The sequence below is a fragment of the Streptomyces sp. NPDC005791 genome (assembly GCF_042871485.1).
Taxonomy (GTDB): Bacteria; Actinomycetota; Actinomycetes; order Streptomycetales; family Streptomycetaceae; genus Streptomyces.
The window spans coordinates 229,691-250,201 of the sequence record NZ_JBIAIP010000006.1; the positions used below are offsets into that span (position 1 = coordinate 229,691).

The following is a 20,511-nucleotide window of genomic DNA, read 5'->3' on the forward strand; positions in this document are numbered from 1 at the left end:
GGTACAAGAGCTTCACCGTCCGCACCGGCCTGCAAACTTCGTACAAGACGGCCGACGGCCGGGCTCGGCAGACTCCTCGCATGACCGACGACAACGCACCCGTCCGCTTCGACACCAAGATCGCTGTGCTGCTCCGCGACGACCTCGAGACCTGGCAGCGCCTCAACGTCACCGCCTTCCTGGTGAGCGGCCTCGGCACACAGATGCCCGAGGTGATCGGTGGCCCCTATGCCGACGCCGACGACACCCCGTACCTGCCCATGTTCCGGCAGCCAGTTCTCGTGTTCGCCGGATCCAAGGAACTCCTGAGCACCGCGCACACCAGGGCGGTCGGCAGGGGCACCACCCTGGCCGTGTTCACGTCCGACCTCTTCGCGACCGGCCACGACGAGGCCAACAGGGCGGCCGTCCGGGCGGTGCGCAGGGACGGGATGGACCTGGTGGGACTGGCCGTGTACGGGCCGCGTAACGCGGTCGACAAGATCCTCAAGGGCGCGTCGATGCACCCCTGACCGGCGCCCGGCGTCACCGCACAGTTACGCACGGGCACACCCGTGCGGGTGATGGCCTCCGGTGCCATACTCGAGGCAAGTCCGCTTGACAGGCTTGTCATTGTCCCGAAAGGCGACGCGTCATGAACTGGGCATCGTGGACCACCCTCGGTGTCTTCGCGGGAACCGGCGGAGTGCGCACCGAAGAGGTAGGTGTCGTGAGCGGCGATCTGACCGTACACACGACGTGGACCGAAGAGCAGGCCGAGGTGGCTGTTCAGTACAGCGGCGCCTCGGACTGGTTCACACTGGCCGGCAGTCCGGTGCCGTGCCCGTCCGAGGAAGCCAGCAGATCCCTCCATCAGAACGTCGTCGAGGCGGTACGCGCCGGCGGCGGAGCCACGGTTCCGGCTCCGCACATGGTGGAGTGAGTCTCACGGTTGGCGCGGCAGCCGTTCATCCTTCGGCGAAGCGCATCACATACCTCCGCTGCCAAGGGGTTTCCACCGCCTTGGGGTGGTAGTTCCGGCGGACGTAGGAGACGGCCTCCTCCGCCGGAACCCCGTCCAGCACGGCCAGGCAGGCCAGAGCCGTACCGGTCCGTCCCCGGCCGCCTCCGCACGCGAACTCGACCCGCTCGCCCGGAGCCCGCCTCCACGCCTCCTCGATCACGGAGCGCGCCGCCTCCCTGTCGGCGGGCAGACGGAAGTCGGGCCAGCGCAGCCATCGCGATTCCCAGCCCACCGGGGGCGGGGTGCCGCCCAGCAGATGGACCGCGAAGGTGGGTGCGGGTCCTGCTGGGAGAGGGCGCCTCAGACCGCGGCCACGGACCAGGCGTGCCGACGGCAGCCGCAAGACGCCCTCAGTGTCCGGATCCCACGTCCTCGCCATACTCAGCCCTCGCTGTCGGGGTCCTTGCTGTCGAGGTCCCGGGACAGCAGGCTAGCCAGCTCCTCGACGGCGTCCGGCGCGCTTTCGCCCACGGCGGACAGCACCAGGAGATCGCCGTGCTGAGCCGCCAGGGCGAGCACCGAGAGCATGCTTCGGGCGTCGACCGGATCGCTGCCCTCACGTGCCACGGTGACGGTGACCGGCTGACGCATGGCGGCCTGGACGAAGAGGGAGGCGGGGCGGGCGTGCAGGCCGCTACGGGACCCGACGGAGACGGTGCGCTGGTACACGGGGTTCACTCCTGGGATGAGGGGAAGCTGCGGTTCGGGGAAGGGGGCAGTCATCAGGCGGCCACGGCGACATCGGACCCGGCGTCGGCCCGGGCCGCGCTCTTCGGGTCCCGCCGCACGCCCTTGAGGGCGACCACCAGAGCGGTGGACACCGCGGTGCCGGCGGCGATCGCCAGCAGGTAGAGGAACGGCTCGCCGATGAGAGGGACGACGAACACGCCACCGTGCGGGGCGCGGAGCGTGCAGCCGAAGGCCATGGACAGCGCGCCGGTGACCGCACCGCCGGCCATCACGGACGGGATCACCCGCAGGGGATCGGCCGCGGCGAACGGGATCGCGCCCTCGGTGATGAACGAGGCACCCAGCACCCACGCCGCCCTGCCGTTCTCCTGCTCGGTGCGGGTGAACAGGCCGCGTCGCACGGTCGTGGCCAGGGCCATCGCCAGCGGAGGAACCATGCCGGCCGCCATCACCGCGGCCATGACCTTGAGGCTCCCGGGCGTCGGGTCGGCCAGCCCGCCGACGGCGAAGGCGTACGCCACCTTGTTCAGCGGGCCGCCCATGTCGAAGCACATCATCAGGCCGAGGACGACGCCCAGGATGACCGCATTGGAGCCCGACAGCCCGTTCAGCCAGTCGGTGAGGGCGTTCTGGAGGGAGGCGATCGGCTTGCCGACCACGATGAACATCAGGAAACCGACCGCGATCGACGCGAGCAGCGGGATCACCAGCACCGGCATGATGCCGCGCAGGGTGGGATGCACCTTCACCCGCTGGATCGCCATCACCGCCGCACCGGCCAGCAGACCCGCGACCAGACCGCCGAGGAAGCCGGCGTCGATGGTGAGCGCGATGGCGCCGCCGACGAATCCGGGGACCAGCGCCGGCCGGTCAGCCATCCCGTAGGCGATGTATCCCGCCAGTACGGGGACCAGGAAGCCGAAGGCGGCGGTACCGATCTGGTTGAGCAAGGCTGCCCAGCTGTCCGCCTCGCCCCAGACGAAGTGGTCGGCCACCGACTTCGCGCTCGCGATCTCGTAGCCGCCGATGGCGAAGGAGAGAGCGATGAGGAGGCCGCCGGCCGCGACGAACGGCACCATGTAGCTGACGCCGGACATCAGGTAGGTCCGCAGCCGGACACCGAAGTGCCCGGATGCTCCAGCTGCACCGCCCGTGCCCGCCTCCGCTCCGTCGGGCTCGGTGGCAACTCCGCTGATCTCTCCCCGTTCGGCCTTGCGCCTGGCCTCGGCGATCAGTTCGGCGGGCCGGTTGATCCCGGCCTTCACACCCGTGTCGACCACCGGTTTGCCGCCGAATCGTGCCTTCTCCCGCACGTCGACGTCGTGCGCCCAGATGACCGCGTCCGCTGCGGCGATCACCGCCGGATCCAGCCGCTCGAACCCGGCAGAGCCCTGCGTCTCGACGTCCAGCACGACACCCTGGGCCCGCGCGGCGGCCTCCAGCGACTCGGCGGCCATGTACGTGTGCGCGATGCCGGTCGGGCAGGACGTGACGGCGACGATGCGGAACGGTTCCACCGCCCCCGCCTCCGCCGCAGCCGCTTCCTCCGGATCCGGTACCACCGTCGCGGGAATCTCCTCACCCCTGATCAGGGCCGCCGCGGCGGCAGGGTCGGCCTCGGCCCGCAGCGCGTCCGTGAACTCCGGATCCATGAGCCGCCGAGCCAGGCTCGACAGAATCGTGAGGTGGTCGTCGTCCGCTCCCGCGGGCGCGGCTATCAGGAAGACGAGATCCGCAGGTCCGTCCGCAGCACCGAAGTCGATACCCCGGGGACTGCGGCCGAAGGCCAGTGTCGGCGCGGCGACATGCTCGCTCCGGCAGTGCGGAATACCGATGCCACCGTCCAGACCGGTCGGCATCTGGGCTTCGCGGGCCGCCACATCGGCGAGAAAGCCGTCGAGGTCGGTGACACGGCCGGCCGCGACCATCCTTTCGGCCAGTGAACGGGCAGCCTCACTCTTCGTCTCGGCGGACAGTGCGAGGTCGACCAGTTCCGCGGTGATCAGCTCATTCATCGCGGGCTCCTTGCTCGTGGACCGCCCTGGGGCGGCGCGGGGGACGGGGGGGAGTCTTGCGGCTGGACAGGGATGCCGACGGTCATGGGGCCTGCTCGATGAGTGCCAGGTCCATGGGGATGTCCCCGGTGGTGGCCACCGAGGACGGGGCGAGGTCGGCGGGGGTCGGCATGGCGCTGCCCGGCAGTTGCACGGCTGCCGCGCCGTGGGCCACCGCGGCGGACAGAGCCTCCGGGCCCGTCCCGCCCGCGGATAGGAACCCGGCGAGCGAGGCGTCACCCGCGCCGACGTCGCTGCGGACGGCATCCACCCGCGCGACGGCGAAATACGCTCCGGACGGTTCCACCAGCAGCTGGCCGACGGCACCCAGGCTGGCGAGCACCGACCGCGCCCCGAGCTCGCACAGCTCCTGCGCCGCCTTGAGCGCGTCACCGACCGTCTCGAGCGGACGGCCCACGGCCTCGGCGAGCTCCTGGGTGTTCGGCTTGATCACGTCCGGCCGCTCGGCCAGCGCCGCCACGAGCGCCGCACCGGAGGTGTCGAGAGCGATCCGGACGCCGGTCCGGTGGCTGCGGGCGACCAGTTCCGCGTACCACTGCGAAGACAGTCCGCGCGGCAGGCTCCCGCAGCAGGCGATCCAGTCCGCGCCGGCCGACCGGGCGTGGACCGTGTCCAGCAGGTGCTCGGCCTCGGCAGGGCCGATCTCGGGGCCCGCGGCGTTGACCTTCGTCAGTGCGCCGTCGGGTTCGACGAGGGTGATGTTGACACGGGTGCTGCCGGCGATCGGTACGCCGGCGGCCTCGATACCGTGTTCGCCGAGCAGCCGGGCCAGCAGCGCGCCCTCGGGCCCGCCCAACGGTGCGACGGCCACTGTACGGTGTCCGGCGGCGGCGACCGCGCGGGAGACGTTGACGCCCTTGCCGCCGGGATCGACACGGTCGGCCGTGGCCCGCAGGACGGCGCCACGGGTGAGTCCTGCAAGTTCGTACGTGCGGTCCAGGCTCGGATTGGGGGTGACGGTCAGAATCATGCGCGTACCACTTCCGTGCCCCGGTTCTCGATGAACCGGGCGTCCTCGGGGCTCAGGCCCGTATCGGTGATCAGCAGGTCGACGTGGGAGAGATCACCGAAGCGCGCGAAGTGCTCCTGCCCGTACTTGCCCGAGTCGGCGAGGAGCACCACCCTGCGGGCCGCCGTGATCACGGCCCGTTTGACGGCGGCCTCGGCAAGGTCCGGGGTGGTCAGGCCGCCTTCGAGGGAAAGGCCGTTCGTGGCGAGGAAGACGACATCGGCGTTGATCTCGGCATACGCGCTCAGCGCCCAGGCATCGACGGCCGCCCGGGTACGGTGCCGGACCCGGCCGCCGACCAGGTGCAGGTCGACCCCCGGGTGGTCGGACAGACGAGCGGCCACGGGCAGGGCGTGGGTCACGACGGTGAGGTGCGAGTCGATCGGGACGGCGGCGGCCAGCCTGACGGTCGTTGTCCCGGCGTCGATGATGATGTTGCCCTCGGCAGGGAGTTCGCCCAGGGCCGCGGCCGCGATGCGGTCCTTCTCGTCGGCGGCCACGGTGTCGCGTTCGGCGAGGTCCGGCTCGAAACCGAGCCGTCCGGCCGGAATCGCACCGCCGTGCACCCGGCGGAGGAGCCCCGCCCGGTCGAGAGCCTTCAGGTCACGCCGGACCGTCTCCGCCGTCACCTGGAACCGCTCCGCCAGGGACAGCACATCGACGCGTCCGCTCTCGCCGGCGATGCGGAGGATCTCCTGCTGCCGCTCCGGTGCGTACATATGGTTACGTTTCCGTTTCATGCCCGAGTCTGTGGTTTCACCGGCAGACTACGACCATGCCTCGGGAAAGTAAACACATTCGGGCGAGGTGTGGGCGTGAACGGACTTCAGTGAGGGCGGTTCGGCGGTGCCGCCCCCCTCTCAGCCGATGCCGTGAGTGGGTGTTCTCGGACCGAGCGGACGGGCCAGCAGTGGTGCGCCCAGAACCTGATGACCACCGCTCGCCAGCATGCGCACCTCGCTGCGCTCGCTGATCTCTGCGCGCACGATCCCGGTCTCGTCCTCGTAGACCGGGTAACCGCCCGCACCCGAGCGGGCCGTCAGATGGACGACGACCACGTCGTCCTCGGCACCGCCCGCCTGGAATATGAGCTCGTAACTCTCCGGATAGTCCATGACCGACCTCCCGACCGGGCCGACATTGCCGCTCGCCCGTTCACTCCATTGTTTCCCACCGGACCGTACGGCGCTTCGCGAGCACGGTCATGTGACCGTCCGTGCTTGCGGATGCGGAAAGGATGAGGCGGGGTGACCATCGTCTGCAAGGGATCGGACGCGTGCTGTCAGCTCGCACGGCCGCCCGTGACGCCAGGCGGGTCCCGCCGGCGCGATCGGACTTCGTCGGCGCGGGGCCTACGGGCTCCCGGCCGCCCTGTGGAGAGGAACTGCCGTGCTGATGGCCAATCCCGCAACGCTGCGGAGTCTCGTCAAGCGCTACGAGACACTGCGAAGCACCCATGTGCGACTGGGCACTTCAGAGAGCAGCCGCCGACTCGAAGACGTCTCGTACACCCTCTGCGTCACGACGGGAACCAGGACCGTGCCCGACGCCCTGGCCGCCGCGGCGGCGCAGTTGCGCGCCGTTCCGTCGGCGGGGTCGCTGAGCCCGTCGTCGAGGTCTGCCGAGGTGCAGCTGACGGCCTGACGCCGCGCAGCCCGGTAGGAATGGTGCCGGTTCTTCTGAGCCGGCACCATTCGTTCGTGTGGACGACCAGTGGGCGCCCGGCCGCACGACACGCCGAACGGGCGGATGGCACCGTCGAACGGGTGACACCCGCCGGTCGGACAACATGACTGTTCGCGGAGGCGGCTAGGCATGCAGGCATGAGATTCGAGCCCCGCCGAACCAAGACCGTTTCCCCGCGTACCCACCGGCTCCGCCTCGCCGGAGGCGCCCTGTGCGCCGCCGCTCTCGCCGCCACTTTCGTGACCGGCTGTGGTCAGGACAGTGGTGACCGGACAGCCGCGGAGACCTCAGAGGCTGCGAAGGTTCTTCCGAACCAGACGACGAGCCCCTCCGGGACCGTTTCGGGCAGCCCCTCCGGGACCGCGCAGCTGACCGCGGACCAGACCGAGCGTAAGGAACTGCTGTCGACCGTCAAGATCACCTTCGACAAGGCCGCCACTACGGCCGTCGGTGAGGTGTCCGGTGGCAAGCTGACCGATCTGGACCTCGAGGGCCTCGACGACGAGGACGACGCCACCAGCAGTCCCAGTCCGACCGGCAGTCCGAGCCCGACCGGTAGCGTCAGCCCGAGTCCCGAGGCCAGCGGGAGTCCGAGCGGTACCGGAAGCCCGAGCCCGAGCGGCAGCTCCGGCAGCCCCAAGTGGGTCGCTGAGGTCGTGGAGGAGGACGGCACCGCGCACAACGTGACCATCGACGCGGTGTCCGGCGACGTCATCGATTCCGCTCCGGACGCGGACCAGAGCGACGCCGCCAAGCAGGAGCTCGCGGACCGGATCGCCAAGGCGACGCAGACCCCCGAGCAGGCCGCCAAGGTCGCCACGGACAAGACCAAGGGCTGGGTCACCTCGATCGGCCTCGACGAGAACGACAGCCAGATCCTGGTCTGGCAGGTCGACGTGGTCACCAAGGACTGGAAGAGGACGACCTTCGACGTGGACGCGGCCAAGGGCACGATCACGGACGAGCAGGTCGACGACGACTGATCACAGTACGAACGGGCACATCGGTGGCGGCCGCATCGCGGTGTGCCACCGATGCGCGTTCCGGGCGTGCGCCGGTGCCGCGGTCCCCAGGGCTCAGTGGCCGGGGCCGGCCAGATGACGGGTGAAGCGCAGCCCGGGCTTCCCCATCAGAGTGATCGCACCTGCCTCCACGAAGCCCGTACGTCTCAGCACCGCCCTCGAGCCCGCGTTGTCCACCGTCGTCGTGGCGCGGAGAGCGGTCAGGCCGTACTCCGTGTAGGCCCGAGCGCACATCCCGCGCACGCCTGACGTGGCCAGTCCCCGTCCCGCCGCGCTCTCGGCGACGCGGTACCCGAGTTCGGCCGAGCCGTCGGCGACGTCGACCAGGTTGATCCGCCCCAGTACTGCCCCCACGCCGTCCGTCAGTACGTGGAAGTGGTGCATCCCGGCCTCCTGTTCCGCGAGCAGCTCGGCGTGCCGCGCGGCGAACCCCGCGAAGAAGGCGTCTCCCCGGTCGGGGACCGAAGCGGCGAAGTAGGCGCGGTTCTCCTGCTCGAAGGCGAGCAGAGCCGGAGCGTGATCAGGACGAAGTCGCTCAAGGACGGTCATAGGGCGACCATATCCAGACCCCGGACGGACGGATGAAGCAGCCGGTCGCTGTCGCAGGACGCGTCACGCCGTGCCGAGAAGGTGGCGACGGCGTGGTGGACTCGTCATCACGTTCATGTCGTCGGCCGATGGGCGCGTTTGTTCATACGTCAGTACGAACGGTGACCTCAGTCCCTCGCGCGCGTTGTACAGGACGTGCCTCCTTCCTTTCCCAGCTCACCGTCCGCCCCGCCCGCCCCGGCGGCGCAGCCGAAGCCCTTTCTGCTGACGCCCCGCCAGGGGGAAGCCGCCCGTATGCTCCTGGCCTACGTGGGAACGCTGCCCCTGAAGGGGCCCGATGCGCAGCTTCTTGCGGTGGTCGTCGCCATCCGGGCGGCCCGGAGCGGGATCGGTAATCTCACCGGCCAGGACGTACGTTCCCTCCGCCTGGCTGATTCAGGGGCAGCCGTCACCGCCCTCGGTGCGCTGGGCTGGCAGGGGTACGAGGCGCTGCTCGGCGAAGACCTCGTCACCCCTGTGGGGGTCGCCGTGCCGGACCTCGCCGACCGGACCGACGCCCGGCTGCCCTTCGGGAAGGTGATGCGTTCCAGGGTGTCGGGCTGGACGGTTCGGACCCTTTCGGCCAAGCCGGTCAAGAAGACCTCGACCGCAGCACGGCTGGCCGCGCTGTTCCTGGCCGCGTACGGACCGGCGGACGAACACGGTACGCTGCCCGCCCACTTGCCCGAGGAATGCAGGGCCGCCTTGCCCGACCTGCTCACCAAGGGCTTTCTGCAGGAGTGGGACGGCGATCGGTATCTGCTGGCCGAAGCCGTGCGGCATCTGTCCGGAACGCGTCCCCCGGCCGACATCCCGCCCGTCACCCGCGATGAGCCGGAGGAGGAGCAGCTGAGCTGGGAAGAGTGGAAGGACCGGGCGAGCGTGGCTCTGCGGAGGCACGTCGAAGCGGTGGAACGCTGCCCCGAGTGTTCCCTGACCACGGCCAGGGTGTCGGAAGCCTTCATGCGCAAGGCGGTTCCCGCTCAGTGCGAGGAGAAGGTGCGTAGGGCCTACAGCACGTGGGCGGCCACCCATCCGGATCAGGGTCCTGTGGCCGCCGAGTTCGCCGCCGAGTTCCGTGCGGCGCACGGCCACGGCCCTTCCGTCAAACAGCTCTGCGAGGCTCTGAGCTGGGGAAAGATGTCAAGGCAACTGCGAATCTTCGTCATCCGTCGGCTCATCGCCGACGGGTGGCTGATGAACACCGATCCGGTGCCCTGGACATTGCGCCCGGGCAAGGCCGCCACTCAGGCCGGCTCGCCCGGCGTCTCCACCCCCGGAGCCGTACGGGCACGTTGAGATGCGGCCGGGCGCTGTGACGATTTCACGGCGCCCCGCCCCTGACGCCACCCCTTGATCTTGCGTGGGGCACAGGACAAGTTCCACTGCGTCTCGTGCGGCCACAGCAGTCGGAGCTGTCCACGTTCTACGGGCCGGGCTGGTCCGTCGCGACGCCGACCCGGCATAGCGAGAAGCCCCCTCATTCATGAGGGGGAGGAGCCACGTACACCGGTCCGAGAAGTGGCGTACGGACGATGGTAAGTGCCCGTTCAGCGGGGGTGTCCCGGCCACATCGACGTCGGCAGTTCCGCGCTGAACTAGGCGCGTCAGCAGGGTTCAAGGCGTTTGCGGTGGGCATGCCAGGCATAGCCGCGCGTGCCCCCCCCACAGCCACGCGCCCGACCCGGAGGACGCAGTGAAAAGCAGCGCACCGATACGCAAGGCCACCCTCGTCGTGACCAGTGCCGTCGCACTGGTCATCGCCACCGCGAGCAGTGCGCTCGCCGCTCCGCCGACCGCGCTGCCCGCGAACGCGGACGCCATGGAGCAGGCTTTCCAGCCGGCGTACGACTACGACACCGACGGCTGCTATCCCACGCCGGCGATCGGCGTGGACGGAACCATCGCAACCGGTCTCAACACCACCGGTGCGGTCAACGGCAGTTGCCGTGACGCGGTGGACCTGGACAACACCAACGGCTACGCCCGTTCCAAGTGCAACAACGGGTGGTGCGCGGTCATGTACGGGCTCTACTTCGAGAAGGACCAGGCAGTGGCAGGCAGCGGGCTCGGCGGGCACCGGCACGACTGGGAGCACGTCGTGGTGTGGGTCCAGAACAACGAGGCTCGCTATGTAGCCACCTCTGCCCACGGAGACTTCGACGTCTACTCCAGTGACCAGATCCGCTGGGACGGAACCCACCCCAAGATCGTTTATCACAAGGACGGCGCCAGCACCCACTGCTTCCGTCCGGCGAACTCCAACGACGAGCCGCCGGAGAACCACTACCACCAGTGGCGGTTCCCCGGTCTCGTCGGCTGGAACGGATACCCGGCCGGCCTGCGAGACAAATTGGTCCAGGCGAACTTCGGCAGCGCGGTATTCGGCCTCAAGGACGGCAATTTCGCCGCTCATCTGAACAAGGCGCTCCCGGCCGGAATCCCCTTCGACCCCAACGCCTGACGAGGGGGGCGGGGCGGGCGGGCGGCGGTGCCGTCCCGCCCGCCCGCCCCGTCGAAGTGTCAGCGGGCGGACAGCTCGGAAGGAGCCTCCTGGACCATCCATCCGTTGCCGTCCGGATCCGCGAAGGACATGAACGAATTCCAGGTGTCGCCCTTTCCTTCCTCCCATCCCGTCGCTCCCACATGCCGGATCGGGGAAACCTCGACGCCCCGGCCCGTCAACTCCTCGCGTGCCGCCACGATGTCCGTCACGCAGACCTGAAGGCCCTGCAGTGTGCCGGGCGCCATCGCCTTCTCCCCGGGGAACGCGGGCATCCCCTGGAGCAGCGCGATCGAGCACCGTGAGCCCGGTGGCGTCATCTGGACGATGCGCATACCGGGGGCGACCTCGTCGTCCAGATCCAGCGTGAAGCCCGCCTTCTCGGTGTAGAACGCCTTGGCCCGGTCCATGTCGGTGACGGGTACCGGGATGACCTCGAGTGTCCAGTTCATGGAGCCTCCTCAGCAGAGCCAGTGCGCCTGGCTGATCGGTTGGTCTCGGCGGAGCCGGGACAGTGGGGCGGGACGGCGCACACAGAGCGCACCCGCAGTGACTTCGGACGTCCCGAACCCTTTACGTCGCCGCCTGGGAGCTGTCCCGGAAGCCGCCCCAGCCGTGCCAGCGGTCGATCTCGATCCAGGCGTTGACCCGGGCGCGGTCACGATCCGCGTACGGCTGGCCGAGGTACTGCCGGGACAGCCGGTCGATGCCGGCCAGACCCTCGTCGTCGCTCATCTCGACGACGCGTCCGATCAGACTCACATGGGTGTACCAGTCGGATTCGTCGATCACGGTCAGGGTGACCCGCGGATCCCGGCGGACATGGTCGAGGCGCTTGCGGCCCTCGTCCATGTTGACCAGCACCCGTCCGTCGTCCCACAGATACCAGGTGGCCGTGGACACCGGCTGCCCGTCCGAACGGAGGGTCGCGATCACAGCCGGGTTGGGCTTGCGCAGCATGGCTACCGCGGCGTCGGGAAGCGGCGGCTTGGACATGTTCTCTCCTCTGTCTCGTGCTGCGCCCTCCGTGTGACGGTGAACCACCGGATGATTCAGAGGGCGCGTCTCCACGCTGCCACACGACGGGTGTGCCGTCCGGTACCGCCCCACGCAGCGCGTCCGCGGCGAGCAGCCACGTACCGGCGACGGATGTCAGTGGTGGCTGTGATGCTGGGGCCATGGACGAATTGATGAGGCGTCGCGTCTACGGCGCTGACCACGACGACCCCGATCCGGGGCCCCGGCCCGGTCACGTCTACGTGGAACTGGTGGGTGGCCCGCTGGACGGGCTGTTGCTGGACGTGACCGGCTGGCCCGGGGAGCGCCTCGTCGCAGGCGCTGCGCTCGGCACGGAGCTCGGGAAGTTCGGGGCGGGAGGACACGCCGTGTACGGGCCCGTGGGAGCCGACCCGGAACGCTGGGTCTGGGAGGCGGACAGCCCTTGACCTGTCCGCCTCCCCGCTCGTGAGCCGGTCAACCGGGTGTCGTACCCTCGCCGGCTCCCGTACGCAGCGCGGCGATGAACCACGTGAAGACCGGTGCCAAGCTGGGTGGCACCGGCCATCCGTTGACCGTGGCGAGAAGCTGCCAGTATCGCTCCGCCCGAGGGTCCGAGCCCGTGTCCAGCCGGATGATCAGCCAGCGGCGCAGCTCGGTGTCGTCGGGGCGCGCGAAGGCGTCGGCGTAGAGCGCGGTGAGGGAATCGAGAACGGGCGCCGCCTCGGCGGACGTCGGGTCGATTTCCGCGGCGAGGGCTTTGCCGACTTCCTCGCGTACCGACTCGGTCAGCTCGTGGTGCAGTCCGGTGGTGTCTCCGACCGCCCGCTGGGCTGCTTGATGTTCGGCCATCCGTCGTATTGCGGCGCGGAAATCCGCGTCCTGGCAGAGCTCGCCGAGTTCGATCCAGGCTTCCACCTGCTCGGGAGCCGGGTCGTCGGGCAACTGTGGCATGGCCGACCGCATGAAGGCGACGAAGTCGGGGTTGGCGTCGAGGCCGCCGAAGGCGTCGTCGATGAAGTCGGTGACCACTTTCTGCCGCTCGTGCTCGGAAAGTTTGGCGAGTCTGTGCATGAGGTCCAATTCCTCCGGTGTGCTCCCGCGTTCGGCGACCGTCCTCAACACCGCCCGGCGCAGGCGCAGGGCGCGGATCTGCACGTCGAGGGCGTCGGCGTGCGCCGCGGCGACGTCAGGCACGGTGACCTCCCGGTCGAGAACCTGCCTGATGACGGTCAGGTCCAGCCCGAGGTCGCGCAACGTACGCACGAGGCCGAGCCTGCTCATCGCGTCGATGTCGTAGAGGCGGTACCCGGCCGAGGTCCGGCCGGTGGGCGGCACGATCCCCGCATCGGAGTAGAACCTTATGGTCTTCACCGTCAGCCCGGTTCGCCGGGAGAGGTCACCGATCGAGAAGAGCGCGTCGCCGTCCATGACTCCACCTTGCAGTCTCCACCTGATGGAGACTCAAGCGGGTTGCGGCAGCGGCGCGTGGTCCTGATCACTCAGCCGGCCATGGTGTCCCGCAGCTGTTCGCGATGGGCACGGGCTATGGAGATCAGCGCGTCGAGTGCGTCCCGGGTGACAGCGAGATCGGCGATGTGCCGGCTGAGCCGGTCGCGCTCCAGCGCCATCCGTTCCAGGGCGGCGTCGGAGTTGTCCCGGCTCGGCGCGTCGACGCACGGGAGTAGTTCGAAGACGGTGCGGCTGGAGAGGCCTGCCGCGTAGAGGCGCTGGATGAACATGACCCGCTCGAGCTGGTCGTCCGTGTAGTGTCGCTGCCCGCTGCCGCTGCGGGTACTGGTGAGCAGCCCCTGCTCCTCGTAGTAGCGCAGGGAGCGGACGCTTACTTCCGCCCGTGACGCGAGCTCCCCGATCCGCATGAACCCTCCATGTCGGCCACGTTCTGTGGCGTCCGTCACAGGCCTTGCCTCTGACATTGATGTGAGGTTTTAGCGTAATCGATGTGTCCGGCGGTCGGACACGTCGACGCAAGAGGAGTACTCGACATGACGGACCTCTTCCACCGCTACCAGCTCGGTGACCTGACCCTGCCCAACCGGGTGGTGATGGCCCCTATGACGAGAGTCCGCGCTGCGGCAGGAGGCCTCGCGACCCCGTCGATGGCCGCGTACTACGCCCAGAGGGCGACCGCCGGACTCATCGTGAGCGAGGGGGTGCAGCCGAGCCTGATCGGTCAGTCCAATCCCGGCACTCCGGGGCTGCACACGGACGAGCAGGTGACTGCCTGGCGCCCGGTGACGTCCGCGGTCCATGCGAACGGCGGGCGGATCTTCGCCCAGATCATGCACGGTGGCCGCGTGTCGCACCCGGACACCACCGGTATGCACCCGGTCGGCCCCTCCGCTGTTCCCGCCGTGGGTGACGTGTTCACTCCCACGGGTCCCCAGCCCGTCCCTGTTCCGCGGGCTCTGGAGACGGCCGAGGTGGGTGAGCAGGCTCTGGCGTACGCGAGCGCCGCCCGCCGTGCCGTGGACGCGGGATTCGACGGAGTGGAACTGCACGGCGCCAACGGCTACTTGATCTCGCAGTTCCTCTCGTCGAACGCCAACCTGCGTGCGGATGTCTACGGCGGGTCGGTGGCCAACCGCATTCGGTTCGCCGTGGAAGCGGTCTCCGCGACGGTGCAGGCTGTCGGCGGGGCGAGGACGGGCATACGTCTGTCCCCGGGTGGCGGGTTCTGGGGTGTCGAGGAGACCGATGTCCCGGAGCTCTACAGTGCGCTGCTGACCGAACTGGCGCGGCTGGAGGTGGCCTACGTACATCTCGAGGCCACGGCCGACGAGGACGTGCTGCTGGGTCTGCGGCGAGCGTGGCCGGGAACCCTGATCATGAACCCCGTGTTCCCCATGGGTCCCAAGCAGACCGGCCGGGCCGAAGCGGACCACTGGCTCGGCCTCGGAGCGGACCTGATCGGATTCGGCCGTGCGTTCATCGCCAACCCCGACCTCGTGGAGCGGCTGCGTTCCCAGCTGCCGATCGCTCCGGTCGACGAAGCCACGTACTACCAGGGAGGCGACGCCGGATACTTGACCTACCCGGCCTACCAGTACACGGCCTGAGGGTGCTCACTGCGGCCGTGGGCGCACTTCGGTGGGCAGACGACGGTCACCCGTGTCCCGTGGCGACCGGTAACGGCCCGACGCCCCAGCCCGGGCGAGAACCGGCTCACCGTGGCCTGGCGTCCGTTCGACCCCGTGACCTTCCAGGTGACCGCCGTGGTCGACTCGCAAGGCAGCCATGCCGGCGCGATGTGAACGTCTGGAGCGGTTCTGCCACCGCCGGGAGCGGAACGGCCCACGTGTGAGACTGTGGCGGGCGCGCATCGCGGAGACCGCCGGCTGGCAGGAGGGACCGACCACGACACGGCCCCGGGCATGACGCACATGCTGAAGACCGCACCCGGCTCCGCGAGATCAGCGGCCAGGGTGATCGAGGCCGCAGCACTTCCAGCGGCCCGTGCCCGGGAGCGGTGCGGGCGGAAGCCCCCTGGTCCGCAGCCTGCTGTCGGTGCCGTCTCATACGCTGCCCTGGCATCGGCTCAGCATGCCGATGTGGTGCGGGATCAGCAAGTGCGTCATGGCAACGGCCATTTTGATCGGGCCTGGTAGCGGAGGAATCCATGGACACCTACGCCGGCCTGCCAGGCGTTGCCTGCCCCGGCCCACGCCGCCGCAGTACAGCATCCACGACAGGAGCAACGCCCGGATGACCGACTCGAACCCGGCAGCAGACCACCTCAGTGGGGGAGGGGCCGCCTGGCCGCTGGTCCACACCGAGCGAGCGGCGCTGGTGGACGATCTCGCAGGACTGTCCGACGGACAATGGGCGACACGGTCGCTGTGCAGTGAACTGACGGTACGTGAGGTCCTGGCACACCTCACCGCGGGAGCGAGTCTCAACTCCGTGCGTTGGCTGGCGGGTGTGATCCGATGCCGGTTCGATTTCGACAGACAGGTAGCCGTGCGCCTGGCCGAGCAGTTGGGCGCGTCCCCGGGCGAGACGCTGGAGCGATTCCGGCGCGTCGTACCGAGTACGACGAAACCGCCTCTCCCTGTCATCGCCATGCTCGGAGAGACGCTCGTGCACGCAGAGGACATCCGGCGGCCGCTGGGCATCCACCACGACTACCCGATCGAAACGGTCACACGGGTCGCCGACTACTACCGGGGATCCGACCTCGTGGTACTTGCCAAGGGGCGCATCCGTGGTCTGCGACTCGTCGCACAGGACGGCCCCTTCGCCACTGGTGCCGGACCGCGCGTGTCCGGAACGACCTCGGCGCTGGTGATGGCCATGACCGGGCGCACGACGTATCTCGACGACCTGGAAGGTGACGGGGTCGACCTCCTCCGCGAGCGCTGCCAAACGGCGTGACGTGCCTCGCCGGACGGCGCGACGACACCGGCGCATCCGCCCAGTGACCTGCCCGGGCGTCCGCACACGGGTATCCGGCTCAGCCTCGCGGTGCCGCACGAGATCGGTTGACGCGGCACTCGTGCGGGACAGAGGCAGCCGGAAGTAGAGCTCGGGCGCGCGCGAGGGGCCCGTACGTGCGGTGGTGCGCCCGGCCGGTGCGCACCACCACGGCGGCCGGGCGGAACAGCGGGGCGCGGACGCGGCCCCGGGCCGCACCGGCCCGGCATGAGCGCGGCTCTACAGTTCGCCGGCGAACGCCTCGGCCAGCTCACGCCATTCGCTCCGCGGTAGACCACCGCCCCCCTCGTCGGCGGTGAGGATTTGAAGTGCCACGTGGTCGGCGCCGGCGTCGAAGTACTCCCGGGACCGTGCCTTCACGCGTTCCGCGTCACCCAGCGCGAAGAGAGCGTCGAGGAGCCGGACGCTGCCACCGCCGTCGAAGTCGCTCTCCGCGAACCCCAGCCGCAGCAGGTTGGCCGTGTAGTTGGGGAGTTGCAGGTACATCGACAGCATGTTCCGGGCGGTGGTGCGGGCCCGGTCGACGTCGGTGTCGAGGACCAGCGACAGTTCCGGGGCGAGCAGCGCGTCCGGGCCGAGCGCCGCACGTGCCTCTGCGGTGTGTTCCGCGGTGACGAGGTAAGGGTGTGCCCCCACCGCCCGGTCGGCGGCGAGTTCCAGCATCTTCGGGCCGAGCGCGGCGAGGACACGGCTTCCGGAGGGCACCGGCGGGGTCGCGGCGTCGAGGGCGTCGAGATAGGTGACCATCGCACTGTACGGCTTGGCGTATTGCGGCACCATCGGGCCGTGACTGACACCGAGGCCGAGCACCAACCGCCCGCGCTCGTGCGCGTCGATCGTGGCGATCCGTGCCGCCACCTCCTCGGCGGTGTGGTCCCAGATGCTCAGGATGCCGGTGGCCACGGTGACCGAGCGGGTGGCGGCGACGACCGCCGCGGCGTCCTCGACCGACGGACTGCCCCCGATCCAGAGTGTGCCGTACTTCAGGACCTCGAGCTCGGCAACCGCTTCCGCGATCGCTTCCCTGCCGGCGTCGTCCGTTCGCGACCCGTGCAGGGCGCTGCTCCAGATACCGACCCGTCCGAATGTCTCACGCTTCCCAGAAGTCATGGTGAGAGCAACAGTGACTGGATCCAGCTATTCCCGCTGGACGGGAATTCACCCGAATGGCGTCGGGGCGTCGGCGACCTGGCACCGGGAGCGAGGGGGGAGTGGTCGCATGCGCGGTCCGCACCGGAAGAATGCGCCCCAGATCTGGCCACGATGCGGCCGAGCGTGCTTCGTTACGCGGACGTTCACGACGGCCTTACCGTGGGTCTTCGTACGAGCCGGGTCCCCAGGATTGGCTGCGCGGCGTCCGGTCCTACGCGATAGACGAGGCACACATGTCCCTGATGCACGCAGCCGCCGGCCTGGCCCTCCTCCCCGCGCTCGCTGTTCCCGCGACTGTGGGGCCGGGCGTGGTCCCGTTCGCGCACGAGTCGGTTCGCGGAACCGAGTTCGACCTGCAGGCCCACCGAGGGGGCCTCGGAATGACCACGGAGGGGTCCCTCGAAGGCTTCGGTAAGGCGATACGTCTCGGCGTCAGCACCCTGGAGCTGGATACCCAGGTCACCAAGGACCGAAAAGTGGTCGTGACGCACGACCGGCAGATCAGCGCTCGCAAGTGCGTGGACACCGGGCCGCTGACGTCGTCGGACCCCATGTACCCGTATGTCGGCAAGTACGTCAAGGACCTGACGCTCGCGCAGATCAAGACGATGAACTGTGGATATCAGCAGCTGCCCGGATTTCCAGAGCAGGAGCAGATCAAGGGCTTCCGGATGGTTGAGCTGAGGGACGTGCTCGACCTGGTGAAGAGCTACAAAGCCAAGCGGATCAAACTGAACATCGAGACGAAGGTCGAGGCGGGCGCACCCGAGCAGACCGCGCCGCGCAAGCTGTTCGTACGTCGTGTCTTCGAGGAGATCCGCCGCTCCGGCATCCAGAAACAGGTGTCCGTCCAATCGTTCGACTGGGCGGCGTTGAAGGAGATGCACGAGCTCGCCCCCGCCTACCCTCTGGTGGCGCTGACGAACTACGACTTCCTCCAGGTGGGGAAGCCCGGAGCCTCCCCCTGGCTCGGCGGGATCGACGCCGACGACTACGACGGAGATCTCGTTGAGGCGGCGGCTTCCGTCCCCGGCGTGACCGCGCTGTCCCCGAACTACGGGTTCCCACAGGACGGCACCGTCGCGGACCCGGACTTCCGGTTCTACCCGGACAAGAAGATGATCAACGATGCCCACCGGCGCGGGCTGAAGGTCATCCCCTGGACCTGCGACGATCCGGCCACCATCGAAGCACTCATGGACATGGGTGTCGACGGGATCATCACCGATCATCCCGACCGTGTGCGGGACATCATGGCCGACCGTGGAATGCGGCTGCCCACGGCGTACCCGGCGCCACGTCATTGATGGATGGGGTGCCGTCGCCCTGCCGTCGGACCGTGTCACTCACGACGGAACTCCCCGAAGCTCATCGGCTATGCGGACGTAGCACTCCGACGAGCAGGAGTGCGAGCAGCCCGGCGAGCGGCACCACCATGAGACCTGTTCGGAGACCGGTCGCAAGGGTGACCAGTCCGACGATCGGGGGCGACGCAAGGAAGCCCAGTCGCAGGAGCCAGGAGACGATGGCCGGCCCCGAGCCGACTCCGAGACCGGGCAGTTCGTCGGCTTCGTGCATGACCGCGGGTACCGGCATCGCCCCTGGAGTGGCCGAGTGTGATCGCCGCCGCAGTAACGGATCCCGGGCGAGGGCGCCGATGGACCAGACCGCGTGGAACGCATTGATGATGAAGCGTCCGCAGCGACGCTCACGGGGAGGGCATGGGCGTGGCGTTCTGCGCGACATCGGTGACGGCGTCCATCGCTCCGGCCAGGAACAATGACCCTGCCGGCAGCGCGACCTGATCGGTCAGGTCCGCGGCAAGGACGCCGGCCACGGTCAGCATCGTGCGAAGCACCGCGACCCGCGCCGACCTCAGCCTGCGGATGGCCACTCCGGCCCTCGGACCGGTTGCGATCGCCCCAGCCGGGAATGCCGCGACGGTCACTCCGTGGACCGCGTTGCTCAAGTCCAGATCGGTTTGCTCTGCGGATATCTCGGCAAGCGGTTGGCGAAGAGGGCCCCGTTGGTGAAGAACAGTGCGGCAACGGCCATACGAGCCTGCCCCGTCCGTTGTTGTTGGCACCGGAGACGGGCCGCGCGACCAGGAAGAACGCCGCAGCCGACGAGGGCGGCGATGACCGCCCGCGCGGCCGCGAGTCCGGCAGCCATACCGGCCGGCCGTCACGAAACGGACTTGGCCGGGCCTGCCAGGTGGGCCTGGCGTCTATGAGCTCCGTCTACTTGGCCGACGCGTCGGTTCCGTCGCTCTTCGCGGACGTGACAGGGCTGTAGTAGACGGAGCGGCCCTGCTTGGAGCGCTCCAGCAGTCCATGCGCGACCCCTTGTTCAAGGGTGTTGCGCACCACGGCGACCTGGGTCGCGCGCTGGGGGTGGGCCTCGGCCAGGGCGGCGGTCACCTCGGCGGCGGACTTCGGTTCCCTCTGGTCCGCGAGGTACCCGCTGACCAACTCACGCCACGTCGGTTCGCCGGCCCCCTTCGGCACCACGGTTCCGGCGGTGGCCGTCCGCTGCTTCGCGCGAAGCCGGCCCTTAGGTGCGTCTCCGCCCTTCTGCGATGGTGCGTTCCCCTTGGCGCGACGCGCGGCGGGTACGGGCGCCGCGACCTTACGGCTCTTGCCCTTGCCCGCAGCCGGCTTCCCGTTGCCGCCCAGCACCTCCTGCATCTTGACCAGGATCTGCTCCCCCTCCTCCAGGCGGACGAGTTCGTCCTGCAGACGGGTCAGCTCGGCACGTGCCCGGTCCTGCTCGCTCCGATTTGCTGCAAGATCATCCGTGATCCGCTGCGCATAGTCCGCGCTGATGGTGGATGTGAGAGTGTTTTCGGACATCAGTCCTCGTCTTTCGTTGTGTCTCAAACACGTATGACGGCTGATGCTACCGACACCGGTGAAGGGAACGCCCCAGTGGATACCGATTCGCCGTGGGCGTGGGCGGCCTCCCACGCGTGAGGGCAGGGACCCGTGAGTGCGCCGATTCCCGGGCGCGCAGCGGGCAACAGTGCCGGAGTACTGCGGTGTTGGCGCGAAATGGCGCATCCGAGCCTGCGGTCGATGGGCGCGGCAGCGAGCTGTCCGTCTGCGGAGTGCTCGACCGTAACGGCTTTCCGACGTCGGTGATACGGCGGCCCGCGCCCGCAGTTCACGCTCCGTGCGCGCCGTAGGAGTGAGCCGGGACCATCGGACGTACACATCGCGTCGTTGCTCTCTGGTGGGGGGCCGTTTCGCCATGTAGCGTCACTGCCAGATGTCGTGGTTCGCCGTACCAGCCCGCGCTTCGGTGCGGGCATTCTGCTGTGCCGGTACGGACCA

The 20,511-nt window shown here is 69.2% G+C and carries 23 protein-coding genes and 1 pseudogene; 10 read left to right on the forward strand and 14 right to left on the reverse strand.

Annotated elements, in window-relative coordinates; all coding sequences use genetic code 11:
* Positions 1-80 precede the first annotated feature (80 nt).
* Both ACFYSH_RS14470 and ACFYSH_RS14475 read left to right on the forward strand, forming a co-directional pair.
* Positions 81-512 (forward strand): DUF2000 domain-containing protein, encoded by a 432-nt coding sequence (locus tag ACFYSH_RS14470; protein ID WP_359466483.1) that lies wholly within the window; start codon positions 81-83, stop codon positions 510-512.
* A gap of 122 nt (positions 513-634) precedes the next feature.
* Entirely contained in the window at positions 635-922 is a 288-nt protein-coding gene (locus ACFYSH_RS14475) for a hypothetical protein (RefSeq protein ID WP_359466485.1), read from the forward strand.
* Positions 923-947: 25 nt separating this feature from the next.
* Here the strand turns inward: ACFYSH_RS14475 and ACFYSH_RS14480 are convergent, their stop codons facing one another.
* From ACFYSH_RS14480 to ACFYSH_RS14505, 6 genes are all read right to left on the reverse strand, one after another.
* The gene (locus ACFYSH_RS14480; RefSeq protein WP_359466487.1) at positions 948-1,382 is read right to left on the reverse strand and encodes a protein phosphatase; all 435 of its coding nucleotides are present in this window, start codon (positions 1,380-1,382) and stop codon (positions 948-950) included.
* A 2-nt stretch (positions 1,383-1,384) separates the two neighbouring features.
* Entirely contained in the window at positions 1,385-1,672 is a 288-nt protein-coding gene (locus ACFYSH_RS14485; protein ID WP_359466488.1) for an HPr family phosphocarrier protein, read from the reverse strand.
* A 53-nt stretch (positions 1,673-1,725) separates the two neighbouring features.
* Positions 1,726-3,708, reverse strand: a complete 1,983-nt coding sequence (locus ACFYSH_RS14490) for a fructose-specific PTS transporter subunit EIIC (RefSeq protein WP_359466490.1) — start codon at positions 3,706-3,708, stop codon at positions 1,726-1,728.
* Between the two features lie 82 nt (positions 3,709-3,790).
* Positions 3,791-4,738: a 1-phosphofructokinase gene (pfkB, locus tag ACFYSH_RS14495; protein WP_359466492.1), complete on the reverse strand. Its 948-nt coding sequence runs from the start codon at positions 4,736-4,738 to the stop codon at positions 3,791-3,793.
* Positions 4,735-5,496, reverse strand: a complete 762-nt coding sequence (locus ACFYSH_RS14500) for a DeoR/GlpR family DNA-binding transcription regulator (protein ID WP_359466494.1) — start codon at positions 5,494-5,496, stop codon at positions 4,735-4,737. Before ACFYSH_RS14500 ends, pfkB begins: the two co-directional genes overlap by 4 nt.
* Positions 5,497-5,637: 141 nt before the next feature.
* The gene (locus tag ACFYSH_RS14505; RefSeq protein ID WP_388752591.1) at positions 5,638-5,892 is read right to left on the reverse strand and encodes a DUF6296 family protein; all 255 of its coding nucleotides are present in this window, start codon (positions 5,890-5,892) and stop codon (positions 5,638-5,640) included.
* Between the two features lie 274 nt (positions 5,893-6,166).
* Here ACFYSH_RS14505 and ACFYSH_RS14510 point away from each other — a divergent pair, with 274 nt between their 5' ends.
* A complete protein-coding gene (locus ACFYSH_RS14510; RefSeq protein WP_359466498.1) occupies positions 6,167-6,421 on the forward strand; it encodes a DUF5133 domain-containing protein in 255 nt (84 codons plus the stop codon).
* A 179-nt stretch (positions 6,422-6,600) separates the two neighbouring features.
* The gene (locus ACFYSH_RS14515; RefSeq protein ID WP_359466499.1) at positions 6,601-7,446 is read left to right on the forward strand and encodes a PepSY domain-containing protein; all 846 of its coding nucleotides are present in this window, start codon (positions 6,601-6,603) and stop codon (positions 7,444-7,446) included.
* Positions 7,447-7,539: 93 nt separating this feature from the next.
* Here the strand turns inward: ACFYSH_RS14515 and ACFYSH_RS14520 are convergent, their stop codons facing one another.
* Entirely contained in the window at positions 7,540-8,034 is a 495-nt protein-coding gene (locus ACFYSH_RS14520; RefSeq protein ID WP_359466501.1) for a GNAT family N-acetyltransferase, read from the reverse strand.
* A 294-nt stretch (positions 8,035-8,328) separates the two neighbouring features.
* Between ACFYSH_RS14520 and ACFYSH_RS14525 the strand changes: the two genes are divergently transcribed.
* Both ACFYSH_RS14525 and ACFYSH_RS14530 read left to right on the forward strand, forming a co-directional pair.
* Positions 8,329-9,372 carry a hypothetical protein gene (locus tag ACFYSH_RS14525; protein WP_359466503.1) on the forward strand — a complete coding sequence of 348 codons (1,044 nt, stop codon included), beginning with the start codon at positions 8,329-8,331 and terminating at the stop codon, positions 9,370-9,372.
* 397 nt (positions 9,373-9,769) lie between these two features.
* Entirely contained in the window at positions 9,770-10,537 is a 768-nt protein-coding gene (locus ACFYSH_RS14530; protein WP_359466505.1) for an NPP1 family protein, read from the forward strand.
* A 59-nt stretch (positions 10,538-10,596) separates the two neighbouring features.
* Here the strand turns inward: ACFYSH_RS14530 and ACFYSH_RS14535 are convergent, their stop codons facing one another.
* Both ACFYSH_RS14535 and ACFYSH_RS14540 read right to left on the reverse strand, forming a co-directional pair.
* Positions 10,597-11,028, reverse strand: a complete 432-nt coding sequence (locus ACFYSH_RS14535) for a VOC family protein (protein WP_359466507.1) — start codon at positions 11,026-11,028, stop codon at positions 10,597-10,599.
* Positions 11,029-11,149: 121 nt separating this feature from the next.
* A complete protein-coding gene (locus tag ACFYSH_RS14540) occupies positions 11,150-11,572 on the reverse strand; it encodes a PPOX class F420-dependent oxidoreductase (protein WP_359466509.1) in 423 nt (140 codons plus the stop codon).
* Between the two features lie 182 nt (positions 11,573-11,754).
* On the opposite strand from ACFYSH_RS14540, the gene ACFYSH_RS14545 reads away from it, so the two are divergent.
* Positions 11,755-12,021 carry a hypothetical protein gene (locus ACFYSH_RS14545; RefSeq protein WP_359466511.1) on the forward strand — a complete coding sequence of 89 codons (267 nt, stop codon included), beginning with the start codon at positions 11,755-11,757 and terminating at the stop codon, positions 12,019-12,021.
* A 28-nt stretch (positions 12,022-12,049) separates the two neighbouring features.
* Here ACFYSH_RS14545 and ACFYSH_RS14550 read toward each other — a convergent pair whose 3' ends face one another.
* On the reverse strand, positions 12,050-13,003 hold the full coding sequence (locus tag ACFYSH_RS14550) for a MerR family transcriptional regulator (protein WP_359466513.1): 954 nt from the start codon (positions 13,001-13,003) through the stop codon (positions 12,050-12,052).
* Between the two features lie 71 nt (positions 13,004-13,074).
* Complete coding sequence (locus ACFYSH_RS14555) at positions 13,075-13,452, reverse strand: MerR family transcriptional regulator (RefSeq protein ID WP_359466515.1); 378 nt, start codon at positions 13,450-13,452, stop codon at positions 13,075-13,077.
* A gap of 126 nt (positions 13,453-13,578) precedes the next feature.
* Between ACFYSH_RS14555 and ACFYSH_RS14560 the strand changes: the two genes are divergently transcribed.
* Entirely contained in the window at positions 13,579-14,652 is a 1,074-nt protein-coding gene (locus tag ACFYSH_RS14560) for an alkene reductase (protein ID WP_359466517.1), read from the forward strand.
* Positions 14,653-15,298: 646 nt separating this feature from the next.
* Positions 15,299-15,967 carry a maleylpyruvate isomerase family mycothiol-dependent enzyme gene (locus ACFYSH_RS14565; RefSeq protein WP_359466519.1) on the forward strand — a complete coding sequence of 223 codons (669 nt, stop codon included), beginning with the start codon at positions 15,299-15,301 and terminating at the stop codon, positions 15,965-15,967.
* Between the two features lie 279 nt (positions 15,968-16,246).
* On the opposite strand, the gene ACFYSH_RS14570 is transcribed toward ACFYSH_RS14565, so the two are convergent.
* Entirely contained in the window at positions 16,247-17,137 is an 891-nt protein-coding gene (locus ACFYSH_RS14570) for an LLM class F420-dependent oxidoreductase (RefSeq protein ID WP_359466521.1), read from the reverse strand.
* Positions 17,138-17,412: 275 nt separating this feature from the next.
* On the opposite strand from ACFYSH_RS14570, the gene ACFYSH_RS14575 reads away from it, so the two are divergent.
* Entirely contained in the window at positions 17,413-18,486 is a 1,074-nt protein-coding gene (locus tag ACFYSH_RS14575) for a glycerophosphodiester phosphodiesterase family protein (protein WP_388752600.1), read from the forward strand.
* Between the two features lie 61 nt (positions 18,487-18,547).
* On the opposite strand, the pseudogene ACFYSH_RS14580 reads toward ACFYSH_RS14575, so the two are convergent.
* Both ACFYSH_RS14580 and ACFYSH_RS14585 read right to left on the reverse strand, forming a co-directional pair.
* A pseudogene (locus tag ACFYSH_RS14580) lies at positions 18,548-19,234 on the reverse strand (hypothetical protein).
* Between the two features lie 185 nt (positions 19,235-19,419).
* Positions 19,420-20,031 carry a hypothetical protein gene (locus tag ACFYSH_RS14585; RefSeq protein WP_359466525.1) on the reverse strand — a complete coding sequence of 204 codons (612 nt, stop codon included), beginning with the start codon at positions 20,029-20,031 and terminating at the stop codon, positions 19,420-19,422.
* Between the last annotated feature and the right edge of the window lie 480 nt (positions 20,032-20,511).

Coding starts and splice junctions, on each gene's coding strand:
- ACFYSH_RS14560 (WP_359466517.1), top strand. CDS start 13,579: ATGACGGACCTCTTCCACCGCTACCAGCTCGGTGACCTGACCCTGCCC.
- ACFYSH_RS14520 (WP_359466501.1), bottom strand. CDS start 8,034: ATGACCGTCCTTGAGCGACTTCGTCCTGATCACGCTCCGGCTCTGCTC.
- ACFYSH_RS14585 (WP_359466525.1), bottom strand. CDS start 20,031: ATGTCCGAAAACACTCTCACATCCACCATCAGCGCGGACTATGCGCAG.
- ACFYSH_RS14470 (WP_359466483.1), top strand. CDS start 81: ATGACCGACGACAACGCACCCGTCCGCTTCGACACCAAGATCGCTGTG.
- ACFYSH_RS14545 (WP_359466511.1), top strand. CDS start 11,755: ATGGACGAATTGATGAGGCGTCGCGTCTACGGCGCTGACCACGACGAC.
- ACFYSH_RS14515 (WP_359466499.1), top strand. CDS start 6,601: ATGAGATTCGAGCCCCGCCGAACCAAGACCGTTTCCCCGCGTACCCAC.
- ACFYSH_RS14565 (WP_359466519.1), top strand. CDS start 15,299: ATGACCGACTCGAACCCGGCAGCAGACCACCTCAGTGGGGGAGGGGCC.
- ACFYSH_RS14535 (WP_359466507.1), bottom strand. CDS start 11,028: ATGAACTGGACACTCGAGGTCATCCCGGTACCCGTCACCGACATGGAC.
- ACFYSH_RS14525 (WP_359466503.1), top strand. CDS start 8,329: ATGCTCCTGGCCTACGTGGGAACGCTGCCCCTGAAGGGGCCCGATGCG.
- ACFYSH_RS14540 (WP_359466509.1), bottom strand. CDS start 11,572: ATGTCCAAGCCGCCGCTTCCCGACGCCGCGGTAGCCATGCTGCGCAAG.
- ACFYSH_RS14505 (WP_388752591.1), bottom strand. CDS start 5,892: ATGGACTATCCGGAGAGTTACGAGCTCATATTCCAGGCGGGCGGTGCC.
- ACFYSH_RS14570 (WP_359466521.1), bottom strand. CDS start 17,137: ATGACTTCTGGGAAGCGTGAGACATTCGGACGGGTCGGTATCTGGAGC.
- ACFYSH_RS14500 (WP_359466494.1), bottom strand. CDS start 5,496: ATGTACGCACCGGAGCGGCAGCAGGAGATCCTCCGCATCGCCGGCGAG.
- ACFYSH_RS14550 (WP_359466513.1), bottom strand. CDS start 13,003: ATGGACGGCGACGCGCTCTTCTCGATCGGTGACCTCTCCCGGCGAACC.
- ACFYSH_RS14490 (WP_359466490.1), bottom strand. CDS start 3,708: ATGAATGAGCTGATCACCGCGGAACTGGTCGACCTCGCACTGTCCGCC.
- ACFYSH_RS14480 (WP_359466487.1), bottom strand. CDS start 1,382: ATGGCGAGGACGTGGGATCCGGACACTGAGGGCGTCTTGCGGCTGCCG.
- pfkB (WP_359466492.1), bottom strand. CDS start 4,738: ATGATTCTGACCGTCACCCCCAATCCGAGCCTGGACCGCACGTACGAA.
- ACFYSH_RS14475 (WP_359466485.1), top strand. CDS start 635: ATGAACTGGGCATCGTGGACCACCCTCGGTGTCTTCGCGGGAACCGGC.
- ACFYSH_RS14555 (WP_359466515.1), bottom strand. CDS start 13,452: ATGCGGATCGGGGAGCTCGCGTCACGGGCGGAAGTAAGCGTCCGCTCC.
- ACFYSH_RS14575 (WP_388752600.1), top strand. CDS start 17,413: ATGTCCCTGATGCACGCAGCCGCCGGCCTGGCCCTCCTCCCCGCGCTC.